The sequence below is a fragment of the Streptomyces sp. NPDC006368 genome (assembly GCF_040612535.1).
Lineage (GTDB): Bacteria > Actinomycetota > Actinomycetes > Streptomycetales > Streptomycetaceae > Streptomyces.
In genome coordinates this window covers 71918-88805 of sequence record NZ_JBEXQK010000003.1, presented here as the reverse complement: position 1 = coordinate 88805, position 16888 = coordinate 71918, and the positions used below count along the sequence as shown (strand labels likewise).

The following is a 16888-nucleotide window of genomic DNA, read 5'->3' as shown; positions in this document are numbered from 1 at the left end:
GAGGGGGTGAGGGGGCACGGTGAGCGCGGTGGGCGCGGTGGGCGCGGTGGCGCGGGGGCGCGGTGGCGCGGGGGCGCGGGGGCGCGGGGGCGTCGCGGGAGGACCGGTCCCCCGCCGTCGTCAGTCCGCGGCCGGGTCCGGGGCCGCCGCGCCGCCCGCGATCGTCTCGTGGTGGCGGATGACCTCCGCGATGATGAAGTTCAGCAGCTTCTCGGCGAACGCCGGGTCCAGCTTGGCGCTCTCCGCGAGCTGGCGCAGCCGGGCGATCTGGCGGGCCTCGCGGGCCGGGTCGGCCGGGGGCAGGTGGTGCTCGGCCTTGAGGTGGCCCACGCGCTGGGTGCATTTGAAGCGCTCGGCCAGCATGTGGACGACCGCCGCGTCGATGTTGTCGATGCTTTCGCGCAGCCGGGTCAGTTCCGCGCGGGCGGACTCGTCGACGGCGCCGGTCCCGCCGGCCCGGCTGGTCTCGCTGGTGCTCATGACCTGGGAGCTTAGACGGATCCCGGGGTGATCGTGGGTGGGTGTTCGGGATGCGGGATCCGGTCGCTCCAGCCGCCCGGGACGGTACGCCCCTGCTGTTGGCGGAAGCGGGTCGGAGCGGTGCCGACGCGGCGGGTGAACAGGCGGGAGAAGTACGCCGGGTCGTCGTAGCCGACGCGGCGCGCGACGGCCGCTACCGGCAGGTCGGTGCCGGCGAGCAGTTCCTTGGCGCGGCCGAGCCGGATGGAGAGCAGGTAGTCCTTGGGGCTGCGCCCGGCGCCGCGCCGGACCGCCGTGCGCAGTTCGGCGGGTGTCATGCCGTGCCGGGCGGCGTGCTCGGCGACGGTCAGGGGCCGGAAGGCGTCGCGGGCGAGGGCGTCCAGGACGGGGTCGCCGCCGGCGCTCGTGTCGGCGCGGGCGCGCCGGAGGGCGACGAGCAGTTCGTGGACGGCGGCGGCGGTCTCGACTTCGAGCAGCGGGTTGCCGCGCCGGGCGGCCCGGGTGATGCGGGCGATCACGGAGCGGGCGGGGTCCGCGTCGGCGAGCGGGACGACGGGGCGGTCGGGCTCGATGTAGCCGAGTTCGGTGTAGGTGGCGGTGGCGGGTCCGGTGAAGTCGACGAAGCCTTCGTCCCAGCCGGTGTCGGGGTCGGGCGCGTAGTGGTGCGGGACGCCGGGGGTGAGCCAGAGCAGCGCGGGCGCGGTGATCGTCGTGCGGCGCCCGTCGGGCCGGCGGTACCAGCCGCTGCCCGCGCTGATGACGACGGCGACGTGGTGGTCGAGGGTGCGCGGGCCGACGGTGGGCAGGGCGCCGTGCTGGAGTCCGACGCCGAGGCAGACGAGGCCGAGCCGCAGGTGCGGCGGGCCGGGCGTGAAGAAGCGCATCCAGGTGCGGTACATCCCTCGGCCTCCCGACCTGCCGGACGAATCGTCTTTGCGTCCAAACAGCGCTGATCTTTGTCCATGGACCGGCCGCCCGCCAGAGGGTGAGGGTGGGTCGCGGTACGTGACCTGGAAGGGGACGGAATCGTGGCCGACTTCGCCGTGGGTGATCAGGACTTTCTGCTGGACGGCCGGCCCGTGCGGCTGCTGTCGGGGGCGCTGCACTACTTCCGGGTGCACGAGGGGCAGTGGGGTCACCGGCTGGCGATGTTCCGCGCGATGGGCCTGAACTGTGTGGAGACGTACGTCCCGTGGAACCTCCACGAGCCGGGGCCCGGCCGGTATCGGGGTGTGGCGGATCTGGGCCGCTTCCTGGACGCGGTGCACGCGGCGGGCCTGTGGGCGATCGTGCGGCCGGGTCCGTACATCTGCGCGGAGTGGGAGAACGGCGGGTTGCCGCACTGGCTGACGGGGAGGCTGGGGCGGCGGGTGCGGACGCGGGACGCGGAGTTCCTGGGTCAGGTGGACCGCTGGTTCCGCGTGCTGCTGCCGCAGGTGGCGGCCCGGCAGATCGACCGGGGCGGTCCGGTGATCATGGTGCAGGTGGAGAACGAGTACGGCAGCTACGGCTCCGACCAGGATTATCTGCGGTCCGTGGCGGACCTGCTGGGGGCGTGCGGGGTGACCGTGCCGCTGTTCACGTCGGACGGGCCCGAGGACCATATGCTCACCGGTGGGTCGGCTCCGGGCATTCTGGCCACGGTGAACTTCGGGTCGGGGGCGCGCGAGGCGTTCGGGGTGCTGCGGCGCCATCGGCCGCGCGGACCGCTGATGTGCATGGAGTTCTGGTGCGGCTGGTTCGATCACTGGGGCGAGGAGCGGACCGTACGGGATCCGCAGGACGCGGCGGCGGCGCTGCGGGAGATCCTGGAGTGCGGCGCGTCGGTCAACGTGTACATGGCGCACGGGGGCACGAACTTCGGCGGCTGGGCGGGCGCCAACCGCTCCGGGCCGCTGCACGGCGGTCCGCTCCAGCCGACGGTGACGTCGTACGACTACGACGCGCCGGTCGACGAGTCCGGGCTGCCGACGCCGAAGTTCTGGGCGCTGCGCGCGGTCATGGAGGAGTACGCGGAGGGGCCGCTGCCCGATGTGCCGCCGCCGCCCGCGCGGCTGGCCGCCGTGGTGGAGGCGGCCGCCGGGGAGTGGGCCCCCCTGGACGACGTGCTGGACGCGCTGGGCGACGAGGAGTGGGACGGTCCGGTTCCGCCGACCTTCGAGGAGCTGGGCGTGGACCGGGGCCTGGTGCGCTACCGGCTGAGGGTGCCGGGGCCGCGGCAGCCGTATCCGCTGGCGGTGACGGGGCTGCGGGACCGGGCGGTGGTGTACGTGGACGGGGTCCGCGCCGGGGTGCTCGACGCGCGGGACGCGGCGCTGCCGGAGCCGGTGGCGGGGCCGGCGGCGGTGGAGCTGTGGGTGGAGTCGCTGGGCCGGGTCAATTACGGGCCGCGGCTCGGCGAGAGCAAGGGCATCACGGGCGGGGTGTTGCATGAGCGGCAGTACGTGCACGGGGTGCGGGCGCGGGGGTTGCGGCTGGACGCGTTCCTCGCGGACGGGGTGGCGAAGGTGCCGTTCGCGCCCGTGTCGCGGGCCGGTGAGCCGGGCCTGTACCGGACGGTCCTGGAGGTGGCGGCCGGCGCGGCGGGGGACGCGGCGCTGGAACTGCCCGGGTGGACGCGGGGGTTCGTGTGGCTGAACGGCTTCTGTCTGGGGCGGTACTGGAACGTGGGCCCGCAGGGATCGCTGTTCGTGCCGGGGCCGGTGGTGCGGGAGGGTGTGAACGAGGTGTGGGTGCTGGAGCTGGAGGGCGCCGGGCCGTCCGTGCGCCTGCGCTAGCGGGTCGGTCCACCCGGAGCAGGGCAGGGGGGCCGGGGAAGGCGATGGGGAAGGGGCGGACCCGGGGCCCGCCCCTCCTGCGTGGGCTTTCCTGTCGGTGTTCCCTTGGGCTAGAGGTTCGCCGCCGCGGACTTGATGGCGGCGGCGAAGGTGGACACCTCGGTGTAGACGCCGGGGTAGTTGGGCCGTGCGCAGCCCTCACCCCAGCTCACGATGCCGACCTGTACCCAGGCGCCGGCGTTGTCCTTGCGGAACATGGGGCCGCCGGAGTCGCCCTGGCAGGTGTCGACACCGCCCTGGGCGTAGCCGGCGCAGATCTCCTCGCTCGGGACGAGGGCGTTGCCGTACGACTGCTGGCAGCTGGCGTCGGAGACGAACGGCACCTGTGCCTTGAGCAGGTAGCGCTGCTGGCTGCCGCCCTCGCGGGCGGCGCCCCAGCCGGCGACGGTGAAGGTGCCGCTGTTGTACGCCGTCGTGGTGGCGATCGGCAGGGTGGGCAGGTTGATCGGCTGGGCGAGCTTGATCAGCGCCCAGTCCTTGCCCGTGCCGTTGTAGCCGGGGGCCTGGAGGACCTTGGTGGACCTGACCTTGATGGCGGCGGAGCTCTGGAGGTCCACGACGCCGGCGGTGGCGGTGATACCGGTGTTGTTTCCGGAGCCGTTCACGCAGTGCGCGGCGGTCAGGACGATCTGCTGGGTGTAGAGGGCGCCGCCGCAGCCCATGGAGAGCCGGACCATCCACGGGAACTCGCCCTGTGCGGCGCGGGTGCCGCCGACGACGGGCAGGCCGGCCGCGGCGACGGGCTTCTGGGCCGCCCGGGTGTCGGTGGGGACGGGCTTGTCGGCCGCCTGGGCGGCGGAGACGGGCTGGAGGCTGATCGCGGCGAGGATGACGGCGCCGGTCGCGGCGCATCTCCTGAGGGTGCGAAGAAGAGTGTTCAAGTGTCTGCCTTTCGTGGGGGGTTGAGCCTTGCGCACGCGATGAGACCCGTGCCACGGGGCAGTTCAATGACATGGGCTCGTCAAGGCGTGTCCGGATTATGGGGAGGGCGCCGGGCGGGTCACAAGGCCGTCTTTTCGGCCACGGACGCGCTGCGCCCGCCGCCGTACTCTGGAAAGAGGTCGACGTCGTGCTTGGGGGTACGGGACGTGGCGAACGGCAGTGAGGTCGTGCACGGCTATCCGCACCTCGACACCGTGCGGGCGGCGATCACCGCGGTCTACCGGCGGCTGAGCCGCGAGGGTCTGTACGCGTACGCCGCGAGTGTCGCCCCCGCCGACGTGGCCTTCGCGGACGCCGACGACCTGCACCTGGGGGCGCAGCGGGTGGCGCACGCGCTGGTGCAGCAGCTCCGGCTGCCGGAGGCACGGATGATCGTCAGCTTCCGGGAGATGGAGCACGCGGCGAGCGTCGAGCTGGCCGCCGGACCGGAGTACTTCATCGAGCTGAACGACCGTTTCCGTACGCACCGCAGGGACATCGGGGCCGCCCTGGCCCACGAGATCACGCATGTGCTGCTGCACCGGCTGGGCCTGAGCTTCCCCGGCACGCGCGACAACGAGATCCTCACGGACACGGTGACGGCGTACCTCGGGGCGGGGTGGCTGCTGCTGGACGCGTACCGCGAGGACGGCGTGTCGAGCCAGAAGCTGGGCTATCTGACGCCGGAGGAGTTCGGGTACGTCCTGGCCAAGCGAGCGCTGGCGTTCGACGAGGACCCGTCGCCGTGGTTCACCTCCCCGCAGGCGTACACGGCGTACGCCGATGGCCGTGACCAGGCGTTGAGCGACGGCCGCCGGCCCCCGCTGACGGCGGCGGGCTGGGCGGGCCGCCACCGGTACGCGAAGGACCGCCGCTACGCCCAGGACCACCCGGGCGCCGTCACGGGCCTCCCGTACACCTTCGAGGGCGGCGAAGGTGACACCGGGCTGCGTGTCTCGTTCCCCTGCCCCACCTGCCACCAGCGGATCCGGATGCCGGTCCGGGGCCGGGTGAGGGCCCGGTGCGGGCTGTGCCGGACGGTGCTGGAGTGCGACACGTAGCGGGGTCGTCAGCAGTGGTGCTCGACGCGGTCGAACGATGCGTAGTGGTCGGCCGAGTAGTAGTCCTCCCGGCTCGCGCTGCCGGTGACGACGCGGCGGGGGCCGCGGGTCGGCGCGCCGGGGGTGATGACGGTGTACTCGTGGTAGTAGCCGGCCGACCGGTTCGGCAGGACGCGTTCACGGTTCCGGAAGACGCTGCCGTCCTGGGGGTACGGGTAGGGGCCGCCCGTCTCGATGAGGTCGAGGGTGTCATGGGCCTGGGGCGGCAGGTCGGAGGAGCAGACGTCACCGAGGGCCCGTCGGACGTGGCCGAAGGGGGCCGTCGCCTCCGCGGGGCCGGCGAGGAAGGCCGGCAGGAGAGCCGCCGCGGCGGCGAGCAGGCTGAGCCGCGGGGGCATGCGCATGCCCCCATGGTGGCGGAGGGGCAGAGGACCGGACGGCTCAACCACCCTTACGTGTGACGGCCGCTGACGATCCGGTGGGTGCCGCCCTCGCGTGCCGTGTGCGGAGGGCCGGCGAGGAGCGTGGCGGCGCGGGCGGTCGCCGCCTCGCGGGTCGGGGTGGGGCGGGGCGGGGTGCGGGGCGTGGACGCGGCCGAGCTCGGTCGGTGCGATCGCCCCGGCCGCTTCGGTGCCTCTGGTGCGCGGCCACGTGCTGTCGTTCTTCGCACGGCACCTGCGGGCCGGGGGGGCCGGTGACGCGTACCGGGCGGGCGGGCCCGGGCGTCAGTCGTTGCCGCGCCGTACGGTGCGCGGGGGCTCGCCCGGGTGCCAGGTCCGGATGACGAGCTGCTCGCCCTCGACGGAGATGCGCACGACCTCGGTGAGCTCCGCCCGGAAGAGGTGGAACACCGGGGGCGCCCCGCCCTCCTCCGCGAGCCGTGCCATCACCTCCGGGTCGGTCACCTCGACGGCCCGGCCCCCGATCCGGACGTCACCGCCCCCCATGTCCGTACCGCTGCCCGGGTTGGCGTGCAGGGCGAACCGCGGGTCGCGCATCAGGTCCCGTGCCTTGAGCGACCTCGGCATCATGCCGAGCCACAGCTCACCGAACCGGAAGGTGACCTCCAACCCGGTCAGCCGCGGGGAACCGTCCCCGCGCAGGGTGCCGAGGACGTGGTGGGTGTGCGCGGCGAAGCGCCGCTCCACGATCTCGGCGAAGTCCGGCTCCGCGGCCCTGAAATCCGCCCAGCTGAACGCCTTGGGTGCCATGGCTTCAGGGAACCGCGGATACCGGACATCTCCTGTCGGGTTTCAGGAGTTTCAGGAGGGAAGGGAGTCCAGCCGGTACGGGTTGGCCCCGACGTACCGCGCCTCGCAGGTGCCGCCCGCGCCGTGGCAGATCGTCAGCGTCAGCCGTGTGATCCCGCCGGCGTCCGCCGCCGTGATGTCGTGGTACTCGGCGCTCGTGCCGCAGCCGCCCGTGTTGTGCCGGTCGCCCAGGGGGACGGTGCGGCCGTCGCCCGTGGTGATCGTCAGGGTGGCGTACACGGCGCGGTCGTCGCAGGTCGTGTCGGTGACGGTGAGCGTTCCGTTCCGGATGGTGTGCCGGTCGGTCCAGGTGTACGCGAGCCGGACGCGGTCGCCCCAGCTCGCCGTGATGTCGGCGCTGGCGTTCGTGACCGCCCGGCCCGTCCCGGTCATCCCCAGCGTGAGCGTGGCCGCCGCGGCGACCACGAATCCTGCACGGCGCATGTGTATGTCTCCCATCCGGTGGCGGATACCGAGGAGCGCACTACCCCACCGCGCCCGGCGGCCCCGGTGAGCGGGCGAACAATCACGCGATAGGCCCAACGGAAGCGGCCACCGGGGCCGCGCCACCCCGGTCAGGCCCGGGCAGGCCGGCAGGTCGGGTCCGGTGAAGTCAGGCCCGTCCGGTCCCGTCCGGTCAGGTCAGGTCAGGTCAGGTCAGGTCAGGTCAGTGCCGGACGATGCCCCGCGCCCGCGCCGCCGCCAGCCACTCCGGGAGCTCGGCGACCAGCCGGTCGTACAGTTCGGCGTCGGGCACGCTGCGCGGCTCGGCGCCCGCGTGGAAGAACCCCGCGTTGTCCACGCACCGCTTCCCCGGCACGGCCAGCTCGTCCAGCTTCCGCAGGAAGTCGAACTGGCGGCTGTCCGGGTCGCCGAACCCGATGAACTGCCAGAACATCGGCAGCCGCGCCGCCTTGCACAGGTGACGCTCGGCCGCGAGCTTGTTGGTGGGGCCGCCGTCCGTCTGGAAGACGACGAACGCGGGGGCGGTGGCACCGCTGTCCAGGTAGTGGTCGATGACCGCGTCCATGGCCAGGTGGTAGCTCGTCCTGCCCATGTGGCCGAGACCCGCCACGATCCGGTCGATCCGCCCCCGGTGGTCCGCCAGGGAGATCTCGGTCTCGGCGTCGATGTCCGTGGAGAAGAAGACGACCGGCACCCGCCCGTCGTCGTCGAGGTTCGCCGACAGGCCCAGCACCCGGTCGGCGAGGGCCTGGACGCTGCCGTCCCGGTAGTACGGCTTCATGGAACCCGAGTGGTCGACGACCAGGTACACCGCGGCGCGCTCCCCGCTCAGTCCGTGCTTGCGCAGCGAGACACCGGCGCTCTTGCAGAGGTCGACCAGCGGGGGCGCGGTCTCCTCCACCGTGCGGAGGCTGATTGGCATGAAAGAAGACTAGGTGATCGTCACAGCTCCTCACCCGGCGGCAGCCTCCGCACCCCCGGCAGGACCTCGTCCAACTCCCCCGGCGTGAACCGGAACATGCCCACCACATGCCAGAACCCGCCCGCCACGTCTCCCTCGTACGTGTACCCGCCCGACGGCGATCCCGGGAGAGGGCGGCGGCGCCCCGCCAGGGCGCATGAGGGCGGGGCGGCCTCGGACGGACGCGCCCGGTGGCGACGGAACCGACCGGGTCCGGGACAAGGCGCAGCGCCTGCCAACGGTCCGGTCGGGGACGAGGCAGGCGCTGCTGTGTTCCGTACGCCGTTGTACGGGACGTTCGGGGGTGTCCGGGGACGTCGCGCACGTCGTCGTGCGCGACGCCCGTCGGCGTGACCGGGGAGCGCCGTGCGGTCCGCCCCGGTCGGGCGTCAGACCGTCAGCGCGCGGTCCGTCGGGCGGACCGGGGCCGGCAGCTGACTCGTACCCGTCAGGTAGCGGTCCACGCCGCGCGCCGCCGAGCGGCCCTCGGCGATGGCCCACACGATGAGCGACTGACCCCGACCGGCGTCGCCGGCGACGAAGACGCCGTCGACGTTGGTCGCGTAGTGCTCGTCGCGGGCGATGTTGCCGCGCTCGTCGAGCTCCAGGCCGAACTGCTGGACCAGGCCGTTGGACTGGTCGGTGCCGGTGAAGCCCATGGCGAGGGTGACCAGCTGGGCCGGGATCTTCCGCTCGGTGCCGGGCTTCTGCTCCAGCTTGCCGTCCTTGAACTCCACCTCCACGAGGTGGAGGAACTGGACGTTGCCGTCCTCGTCACCCTCGAAGTGGGTGGTGGAGACGGAGTAGATCCGCTCGCCGCCCTCCTCGTGGGCCGAGGTGACCTTGTAGAGCATCGGGAACGTCGGCCAGGGCTGGTTGGCGCCGCGCTCCTCGCCCGGCCGGGGCATGATCTCCAGCTGCGTGACGGACAGCGCGCCCTGGCGGTGGGCGGTGCCCACGCAGTCCGCGCCGGTGTCGCCGCCGCCGATGACCACGACGTGCTTGCCCTCGGCGGTGATGGGGGGCGCCACGAAGTCACCCTCCTGCACCTTGTTGGCGAGCGGCAGGTACTCCATCGCGAAGTGGATGCCCTTGAGCTCACGGCCCGGGACGGGCAGGTCGCGCGAGACGGTCGCACCGGCGGCGATGACGACGGCGTCGTACCGCTGCCGCAGCTTCGCGGCGTCGATGTCGCGGCCGATCTCGACCTCGGTGCGGAACTTGGTGCCCTCCGCGCGCATCTGCTCGATACGCCGGTTGATGTGCACCTTCTCCATCTTGAACTCGGGGATGCCGTACCGCAGCAGCCCGCCGATGCGGTCGGCCCGCTCGTACACGGCGACCGTGTGACCGGCGCGGGTCAGCTGCTGCGCGGCGGCGAGACCAGCCGGGCCGGAGCCGATGACGGCGACGGTCTTGCCGGACAGCCGCTCCGGCGGCTGCGGGGTGACGTCACCGGTCTCCCACGCCTTGTCGATGATCGACACTTCGACGTTCTTGATGGTGACCGGCGGCTGGTTGATGCCCAGCACGCACGCCGACTCGCAGGGCGCCGGGCACAGCCGCCCGGTGAACTCGGGGAAGTTGTTCGTGGCGTGCAGGCGCTCGGACGCGGCCTGCCAGTCCTCGCGGTAGGCGTAGTCGTTCCACTCGGGGATCAGGTTCCCGAGCGGGCAGCCGTTGTGGCAGAACGGGATGCCGCAGTCCATGCACCGGCCGGCCTGCTTGCTGATGATCGGCAGCAGGGAGCCGGGGACGTAGACCTCGTTCCAGTCCTTGACGCGCTCGGCCACGGGGCGGGTCTCGGCGACCTCGCGTCCGGTGGTCAGGAAGCCCTTGGGGTCAGCCATTGGTCGCCGCCTCCATCATCTTCTCGGTGGTCTCCTGCTCGGAGAGACCGGCGAGCTCAGCGGCGTCCTTGGCGGCGAGCACGGCCTTGTACGTGGTCGGGATGATCTTGCTGAATCGGTCCACGGCGGCGGACCAGTCGGCAAGGAGCTTCTCGGCTACGGTCGAACCCGTCTCCTCGTGGTGGCGGCGCACGACATCGTGCAGCCACGCCCGGTCGGCCTCGTCCAGGGCCTCGATGGCGCCCAGGTTGCCGGCGTTGACGTTGTCCCGGTCGAGGTCGATGACGTACGCGACACCGCCCGACATACCGGCCGCGAAGTTGCGGCCCGTCTCGCCGAGCACCACCGCGTGACCGCCGGTCATGTACTCGCAGCCGTGGTCGCCCACGCCCTCGGAGACGACCAGCGCGCCGGAGTTGCGGACGCAGAACCGCTCACCGGTGCGACCGCGCAGGAAGATCTCGCCGCCGGTCGCGCCGTACCCGATGGTGTTGCCCGCGATGGTCGAGTACTCGGCCAGGTGGTCGGCGCCCCGGTCGGGGCGGACGATCAGGCGGCCACCGGACAGGCCCTTGCCGACGTAGTCGTTGGCGTCGCCCTCCAGTCGCAGCGTGATGCCGCGCGGCACGAACGCGCCGAAGGACTGGCCGGCCGAGCCGGTGAAGGTGATGTCGATGGTGTCGTCGGGCAGGCCCGCGCCACCGAACTTCTTCGTCACCTCGTGGCCCAGCATGGTGCCGACCGTGCGGTTGATGTTGCGGATCGCGACCTGGGCGCGGACCGGCTGCGCCTCCTCGGCGCTCGGCGCGGACAGCGCGTCGGCGGCGAGCTTGATCAGCTCGTTGTCGAGCGCCTTCTCCAGGCCGTGGTCCTGCTCGATCAGCTGGTGGCGCACCGCGCCCTCGGGCAGCTCGGGGACGTGGAACAGCGGAGCCAGGTCGAGGCCCTGCGCCTTCCAGTGGTCCACGGCCCGCTCGGTGTCCAGCAGCTCGGCGTGGCCGACGGCCTCCTCCAGGGTGCGGAAGCCGAGCTCGGCGAGGAGCTCGCGCACCTCCTGGGCGATGAACTCGAAGAAGTTGACGACGAATTCGGCCTTGCCGGCGAAGCGCTCGCGCAGCACCGGGTTCTGGGTGGCGATGCCGACCGGGCAGGTGTCCAGGTGGCAGACGCGCATCATGACGCAGCCGGAGACGACGAGCGGCGCGGTCGCGAAACCGAACTCCTCGGCGCCGAGCAGCGCGGCGATGACGACGTCGCGGCCGGTCTTGAGCTGGCCGTCGGTCTGGACGACGATCCGGTCGCGCAGGCCGTTGAGCAACAGGGTCTGCTGGGTCTCGGCCAGGCCGAGCTCCCAGGGGCCGCCCGCGTGCTTGAGCGAGGTGAGCGGCGAGGCGCCGGTACCGCCGTCGTGGCCGGAGATGAGCACCACGTCGGCGTGCGCCTTGGACACACCGGCGGCGACGGTGCCGACGCCAACCTCGGAGACCAGCTTCACGTGGATGCGGGCGGCCGGGTTGGCGTTCTTGAGGTCGTGGATCAGCTGAGCCAGGTCCTCGATGGAGTAGATGTCGTGGTGCGGCGGCGGCGAGATCAGGCCGACACCCGGGGTGGAGTGCCGGGTCTTGGCGACCCACGGGTACACCTTGTGGCCGGGCAGCTGGCCGCCCTCGCCCGGCTTGGCGCCCTGGGCCATCTTGATCTGGATGTCGTCGGCGTTGACGAGGTACTCGGAGGTGACGCCGAAGCGGCCGGAGGCCACCTGCTTGATCGACGAACGCCGCGCCGGGTCGTAGAGGCGCTCGGGGTCCTCGCCGCCCTCACCGGTGTTGGACTTGCCGCCCAGCTGGTTCATGGCGATGGCGAGGGTCTCGTGCGCCTCCTGGGAGATGGAGCCGTACGACATGGCGCCGGTGGAGAAGCGCTTGACGATCTCGCTGATCGGCTCGACCTCGTCGATGGGGATCGGCTGCCGGTCGGACCTGAAGCCGAACAGGCCGCGCAGCGTCATCAGGCGCTGGGACTGCTCGTTCACGCGGTCCGTGTACTTCTTGAAGATGTCGTACCGCTTGGTGCGTGTGGCGTGCTGGAGGCGGAAGACCGTCTCCGGGTCGAACAGGTGCGGCTCGCCCTCACGGCGCCACTGGTACTCGCCGCCGATCTCCAGCGCGCGGTGCGTGGCGGCGATGCCGGAGGCCGGGTACGCCTTGGCGTGGCGGGCGGCGACCTCCTTGGCGACGACGTCGAGGCCGGCGCCGCCGATCTTGGTGGCGGTGCCGTTGAAGTACTTCTCGACGAAGGCCTCGTCGAGGCCGACGGCCTCGAAGACCTGCGCGCCGCGGTAGGAGGCGACGGTCGAGATGCCCATCTTGGACATGACCTTCAGGACGCCCTTGCCGAGGGCGTATATCAGGTTGCGGATGGCCTGCTCGGGCTCCAGGCCCTCGACGAAGGTGCCGGCGCGGACGAGGTCCTCGACGGACTCCATGGCGAGGTACGGGTTGACGGCGGCGGCGCCGTACCCGATGAGGAGCGCGACGTGGTGCACCTCGCGGACGTCACCGGCCTCGACCAGCAGGCCCACCTGGGTGCGCTGCTTGGTGCGGATGAGGTGGTGGTGGACGGCGGAGGTGAGCAGCAGCGACGGGATCGGCGCGTGCTCGGCGTCGGAGTGCCGGTCGGAGAGCACGATCAGGCGGGCGCCGGCCTCGATGGCGGCGTCGGCCTCGGCGCAGATCTCCTCGATACGGGCCGCGAGGGCCTCGCCGCCACCGGAGACCCGGTAGAGGCCGGAGAGCGTGGCGGCCTTCATGCCCGGCATGTCGCCGTCGGCGTTGATGTGGATGAGCTTGGCCAGCTCGTCGTTGTCGATCACCGGGAACGGCAGGGTGACGCTGCGACAGGACGCGGAGGTCGGCTCCAGCAGGTTGCCCTGGGGGCCGAGCGAGGAGTGCAGCGAGGTGACGAGCTCCTCGCGGATGGCGTCCAGCGGCGGGTTGGTGACCTGCGCGAAGAGCTGGGTGAAGTAGTCGAAGAGCAGTCGCGGGCGCTCGGACAGCGCGGCGATCGGCGAGTCCGTGCCCATGGAGCCGATCGGCTCGGCACCGCTGCGGGCCATCGGCGCGAGGAGGACGCGCAGCTCCTCCTCGGTGTAGCCGAAGGTCTGCTGGCGGCGGGTGACCGAGGCGTGGGTGTGGACGATGTGCTCGCGCTCGGGCAGGTCCTCGAGCTCGATGATCCCGGTCTCGAGCCACTCCTGGTACGGGTGTTCGGCGGCGAGGCCGGCCTTGATCTCGTCGTCCTCGATGATGCGGTGCTCGGCGGTGTCGACGAGGAACATCTTGCCGGGCTGGAGGCGGCCCTTGCGGACGACCCTGGCGGGGTCGATGTCGAGGACGCCGACCTCGGAGGACAGCACGACGAGGCCCTCGTCGGTGACCCAGTAGCGGCCGGGGCGCAGACCGTTGCGGTCGAGAACCGCGCCGACCTGGACGCCGTCGGTGAAGGTGACGCAGGCCGGGCCGTCCCAGGGCTCCATCATCGTGGAGTGGTACTGGTAGAAGGCGCGGCGGGCCGGGTCCATGGAGTCGTGGTTCTCCCACGCCTCGGGGACCATCATCAGGACGCTGTGCGGCAGCGAACGGCCGCCGAGGTGGAGCAGCTCCAGCACCTCGTCGAAGGAGGCGGAGTCGGAGGCGTCCGGCGTGCAGACCGGGAAGATCCGCTCCAGGCCCTTGTCGCCGAAGAGGTCGGAGACGAGCTGCGACTCGCGCGCCCGCATCCAGTTGCGGTTGCCCTTGACCGTGTTGATCTCGCCGTTGTGCGCGACGAAGCGGTACGGGTGGGCGAGCGGCCAGCTCGGGAAGGTGTTGGTGGAGAACCGGGAGTGGACGAGCGCGACGGCGGTGGCGCAGCGGCGGTCCGACAGGTCGGGGAAGAAGGGCTCCAGCTGCCCGGTGGTGAGCATGCCCTTGTAGACGATCGTGCGGGCGGAGAGCGACGGGAAGTAGACCCCGGCCTCCCGCTCGGCGCGCTTGCGCAGCGCGAACGCCTTGCGGTCGAGCGCGATGCCCGTGCTCGTCCCGCCGTCGCTCACGAAGAGCTGGCGGAACTCCGGCATGGTGGAGCGGGCCGTCGCGCCGAGCAGCTCGGGGGCGACGGGGACCTCGCGCCAGCCGAGGACGGTGAGGTTCTCCTCGGCGGCGAGCGCCTCGATCCGCTCGACGGCCTGTGCGGAGCCGTCGGCGGGGAGGAAGGCGATGCCGACGGCGTACGAGCCGGCCTCGGGCAGTTCGAAGTCGGTGACCTCGCGCAGGAACGCGTCCGGCACCTGGAACAGGATGCCCGCGCCGTCGCCGGAGTCGGGCTCGGAGCCGGTGGCGCCCCGGTGCTCCAGGTTGCGCAGAACGGTCAGCGCCTGCTCCACCAGCGCGTGGCTGGCTACACCGGTGAGGGTGGCAACGAAGCCGACACCACAGGCGTCGTGCTCATTGCGGGGGTCGTACATACCCTGCGGGGCGGGGCGACCGTCCATGGGCGACCAGGCGTCGGAACGCATCGGCTCTCCCGTCGTCGTCGTGGCATATGCAGTGCCAGAGGGACGACGTTGGCCCTCCGCAAAATTTCGTGCAGATTACATGATGGAGTGCTTCTCGGAACACGGATAGGGCATTCCAGCATGCGGACACCGCACATAGCGGTGGAGGTGGTTCACAGGCGGATGGATGGCACGAATCGATCATCCGGGGGCCCGCAGGGGACGCGGGCTTCATTGCCCACAGCGCTCACGGCTCATGCCCGCTGGTCAAGGAATCGAAACCGCCGCGTTACGGCTACGTATGTGCCGCGGTGCATAGTGTCTCACCGCGGGTGGGAATCCCGCCATTGGAGCTTCGTCACAACCCTGACCCCCACCGTAGCCCCCGACTCAGAGGGCCGCACCGAAGAGCGCCCCGAGCCCGTACGTCACCGCGGCGGCGGCGCCGCCGAGCGCCAGCTGGCGCAGACCGCTGTACCACCAGCTCCGCGCGGTCACGCGCGCCACGAGCGCACCGCACGCGAACAGGCCGAGCAGCGCCAGCAGGACGGCGGGCCACAGGGCGGTCGCGCCGAGCAGGTACGGCAGTACGGGCAGGAGCGCGCCGAGCGCGAACGAGCCGAAGGACGACAGCGCGGCCACGGTCGGCGAGGGGAGGTCGTCCGGGTCGATGCCGAGCTCCTCGCGGGCGTGTATCTCCAGCGCCTGCTCCGGGTCCTTCGACAGCTGCATGGCCACCTCGCGGGCGAGGGCCGGCTCGACGCCCCGTGCCACGTACAGCGCGGCGAGCTCCTCCATCTCGTCCACCGGGTGCTTGCGCAGTTCGCGGCGCTCGATGTCCAGTTCCGCCTCGACCAGTTCGCGCTGGGAGGCGACGGAGGTGTACTCGCCGGCCGCCATGGAGAACGCGCCGGCCGCGAGGCCCGCGAGCCCCGTGATGACGATGGTCTGGTGGGAGACCGCACCACCGGCGACACCCGTCATGAGGGCGAGGTTCGACACGAGACCGTCCATCGCGCCGAACACGGCGGGGCGCAGCCAGCCGCCGTTCACATCGCGGTGGGTGTGGTTGTCGCGGTGCGCCTCGTGAAGCGTCGCCTCGGTCTCGATGATGGACACAGCTCTCCCCTGGCTTCGTACCTGGTCCGCCGGTGCGGACACCATCGAAAATACGCGCGGTGTAAGGGGCTCGCCAGCAAGGCAGGCTTTACTTACTGCCGTCGTCCGGGTCGCCGTTCCGCGGCTGTCCCGCCGCTGTCCCGCCGCTGTCACACCGCCGTTCCGCCGCCCTTCCGCCGCCATCCCGCCGCCATCCCGGTGACATCCGGGTGATGAGGCGCCGCGCGTGGGACACATCCAGGAATCGACCGGTCCGCACGAAGGGACCCCCGCGATGGTGTCGATGGCGACCTCGGTTCTGCTCGACCGCGCCCGCGGCGCCCTGCTCGGACTGGCCGTCGGGGACGCGCTCGGGGCTCCCGCCGAGAACATGCGGCCCTCCGAGATCCGCCGCCGCTGGGGCCGTATCGAGGGCTTCGTCAGCGACGACCCCGTCGGCACGGACGACACCGAGTACGCCATCTTCTCCGGCCTCCTCCTCGCCCGGCACGGCTCCGCCCTGACCGTCTCGCACGTCGAGACCGCATGGCACCACTGGATCGCCGACCTGGACGAGGGGCCGTTCCGCGGCGCCGGCTTCAGCGAGCGCGGCACGCTCGAAAACCTCCGTCGGGGCCTCGCTGCGCCCATCTCGGCGCAGCACCGGCACGCCTGGAGCGACGGGCTCGCCATGCGGGCGGCGCCATTCGGCGTGTTCGCGGCGGGGCGCCCGGCCGAGGCGGCGCGGCTGGTCGCGATCGACGGCACGGTCAGTCACGAGGGCGAGGGCATCTACGGCGGGCAGGCCGTGGCGGCGGGCGTCGCGGCGGCGATGTCGGGGGCGGACCCGGCGTCGACCATCGCCGCCGCCCTGTCGGTCGTCCCCATGGACTCGTGGACGGCCCGTTCGATGCGGCGCGCGGTCGTCGCGGCCCAGCGCGTCCAGCCGGACCCGCTCGTACGGGAACGGGCCGTCCGCTCGGCGGTCGTCGTCGGCGGCTACCCCTGGACGGATCTGGCCCCCGAGGCGGTCGGCCTGGCGTTCGGCGCGTTCGCGGCGGCGCGCGGTGACTTCCGTACGTCGGTGCTGACCGCGGTCAACATGGGCCGCGACGCCGACACGACGGCCGCGGTGGCGGGCGCCCTCGCCGGGGCGATGTCGGGCGCGGCGGCGATCCCCCCGGAGTGGTCGTCCCTGATCGGCCCGGTCCGCGGCAGCTGCCTCCCCTCGATGCGCGGCTACCACGTCCTGGACATCGCGGAGCTCCTGACCCCCGACGACGATCCCGAGGCCCCCTGATGCCCCCCACCCCTTCCCCGTACGCCCCGGACCCCACCCCCGTGGACTCCCCCGACCCCCCGCAGGACCCCGCGAACCCGGGGGAGCCGCCCCTGACGGACGAGGAGACCCACCAGGTCAGGGCCCCGGCT

Annotated in this window: 13 protein-coding genes; 3 read left to right on the top strand and 10 right to left on the bottom strand. The window is 72.2% G+C overall.

Annotated elements, in window-relative coordinates:
- Positions 1 to 120: 120 nt before the first annotated feature.
- The gene (locus ABZZ38_RS03965; RefSeq protein ID WP_356735447.1) at positions 121 to 480 is read right to left on the bottom strand and encodes a chorismate mutase; all 360 of its coding nucleotides are present in this window, start codon (positions 478 to 480) and stop codon (positions 121 to 123) included.
- A gap of 11 nt (positions 481 to 491) precedes the next feature.
- Positions 492 to 1379 (bottom strand): AraC family transcriptional regulator, encoded by an 888-nt coding sequence (locus ABZZ38_RS03960; RefSeq protein WP_356735445.1) that lies wholly within the window; start codon positions 1377 to 1379, stop codon positions 492 to 494.
- Between the two features lie 129 nt (positions 1380 to 1508).
- Here ABZZ38_RS03960 and ABZZ38_RS03955 point away from each other — a divergent pair, with 129 nt between their 5' ends.
- The gene (locus tag ABZZ38_RS03955) at positions 1509 to 3257 is read left to right on the top strand and encodes a beta-galactosidase family protein (RefSeq protein ID WP_356735443.1); all 1749 of its coding nucleotides are present in this window, start codon (positions 1509 to 1511) and stop codon (positions 3255 to 3257) included.
- A 110-nt stretch (positions 3258 to 3367) separates the two neighbouring features.
- On the opposite strand, the gene ABZZ38_RS03950 is transcribed toward ABZZ38_RS03955, so the two are convergent.
- On the bottom strand, positions 3368 to 4198 hold the full coding sequence (locus ABZZ38_RS03950) for a serine protease (RefSeq protein ID WP_356735441.1): 831 nt from the start codon (positions 4196 to 4198) through the stop codon (positions 3368 to 3370).
- 207 nt (positions 4199 to 4405) lie between these two features.
- Here ABZZ38_RS03950 and ABZZ38_RS03945 point away from each other — a divergent pair, with 207 nt between their 5' ends.
- Complete coding sequence (locus ABZZ38_RS03945) at positions 4406 to 5299, top strand: hypothetical protein (protein ID WP_356735439.1); 894 nt, start codon at positions 4406 to 4408, stop codon at positions 5297 to 5299.
- An 8-nt stretch (positions 5300 to 5307) separates the two neighbouring features.
- On the opposite strand, the gene ABZZ38_RS03940 is transcribed toward ABZZ38_RS03945, so the two are convergent.
- From ABZZ38_RS03940 to ABZZ38_RS03910, 7 genes are all read right to left on the bottom strand, one after another.
- Positions 5308 to 5703 carry a ribonuclease domain-containing protein gene (locus ABZZ38_RS03940; RefSeq protein WP_356735437.1) on the bottom strand — a complete coding sequence of 132 codons (396 nt, stop codon included), beginning with the start codon at positions 5701 to 5703 and terminating at the stop codon, positions 5308 to 5310.
- 321 nt (positions 5704 to 6024) lie between these two features.
- Entirely contained in the window at positions 6025 to 6510 is a 486-nt protein-coding gene (locus tag ABZZ38_RS03935) for a pyridoxamine 5'-phosphate oxidase family protein (protein ID WP_356735435.1), read from the bottom strand.
- A gap of 51 nt (positions 6511 to 6561) precedes the next feature.
- Positions 6562 to 6993, bottom strand: a complete 432-nt coding sequence (locus ABZZ38_RS03930; RefSeq protein WP_356735433.1) for a hypothetical protein — start codon at positions 6991 to 6993, stop codon at positions 6562 to 6564.
- Positions 6994 to 7216: 223 nt separating this feature from the next.
- Positions 7217 to 7936 carry a VWA domain-containing protein gene (locus ABZZ38_RS03925; protein WP_356735431.1) on the bottom strand — a complete coding sequence of 240 codons (720 nt, stop codon included), beginning with the start codon at positions 7934 to 7936 and terminating at the stop codon, positions 7217 to 7219.
- Positions 7937 to 8364: 428 nt separating this feature from the next.
- Positions 8365 to 9825 (bottom strand): glutamate synthase subunit beta, encoded by a 1461-nt coding sequence (locus tag ABZZ38_RS03920; protein ID WP_356735429.1) that lies wholly within the window; start codon positions 9823 to 9825, stop codon positions 8365 to 8367.
- Positions 9818 to 14380, bottom strand: coding sequence for a glutamate synthase large subunit (gene gltB / locus ABZZ38_RS03915; RefSeq protein WP_356735427.1), 4563 nt, complete (start codon positions 14378 to 14380; stop codon positions 9818 to 9820). The genes ABZZ38_RS03920 and gltB overlap by 8 nt, the downstream gene beginning before the upstream one ends.
- Before the next feature lie 369 nt (positions 14381 to 14749).
- Complete coding sequence (locus ABZZ38_RS03910) at positions 14750 to 15478, bottom strand: VIT1/CCC1 transporter family protein (RefSeq protein WP_356735425.1); 729 nt, start codon at positions 15476 to 15478, stop codon at positions 14750 to 14752.
- 283 nt (positions 15479 to 15761) lie between these two features.
- Here ABZZ38_RS03910 and ABZZ38_RS03905 point away from each other — a divergent pair, with 283 nt between their 5' ends.
- Positions 15762 to 16757: an ADP-ribosylglycohydrolase family protein gene (locus ABZZ38_RS03905; protein ID WP_356735423.1), complete on the top strand. Its 996-nt coding sequence runs from the start codon at positions 15762 to 15764 to the stop codon at positions 16755 to 16757.
- Positions 16758 to 16888 lie beyond the last annotated feature (131 nt).

Coding starts and splice junctions, on each gene's coding strand:
- ABZZ38_RS03905 (WP_356735423.1), top strand. CDS start 15,762: ATGGCGACCTCGGTTCTGCTCGACCGCGCCCGCGGCGCCCTGCTCGGA.
- ABZZ38_RS03930 (WP_356735433.1), bottom strand. CDS start 6,993: ATGCGCCGTGCAGGATTCGTGGTCGCCGCGGCGGCCACGCTCACGCTG.
- ABZZ38_RS03925 (WP_356735431.1), bottom strand. CDS start 7,936: ATGCCAATCAGCCTCCGCACGGTGGAGGAGACCGCGCCCCCGCTGGTC.
- ABZZ38_RS03920 (WP_356735429.1), bottom strand. CDS start 9,825: ATGGCTGACCCCAAGGGCTTCCTGACCACCGGACGCGAGGTCGCCGAG.
- gltB (WP_356735427.1), bottom strand. CDS start 14,380: ATGCGTTCCGACGCCTGGTCGCCCATGGACGGTCGCCCCGCCCCGCAG.
- ABZZ38_RS03940 (WP_356735437.1), bottom strand. CDS start 5,703: ATGCGCATGCCCCCGCGGCTCAGCCTGCTCGCCGCCGCGGCGGCTCTC.
- ABZZ38_RS03960 (WP_356735445.1), bottom strand. CDS start 1,379: ATGTACCGCACCTGGATGCGCTTCTTCACGCCCGGCCCGCCGCACCTG.
- ABZZ38_RS03965 (WP_356735447.1), bottom strand. CDS start 480: ATGAGCACCAGCGAGACCAGCCGGGCCGGCGGGACCGGCGCCGTCGAC.
- ABZZ38_RS03935 (WP_356735435.1), bottom strand. CDS start 6,510: ATGGCACCCAAGGCGTTCAGCTGGGCGGATTTCAGGGCCGCGGAGCCG.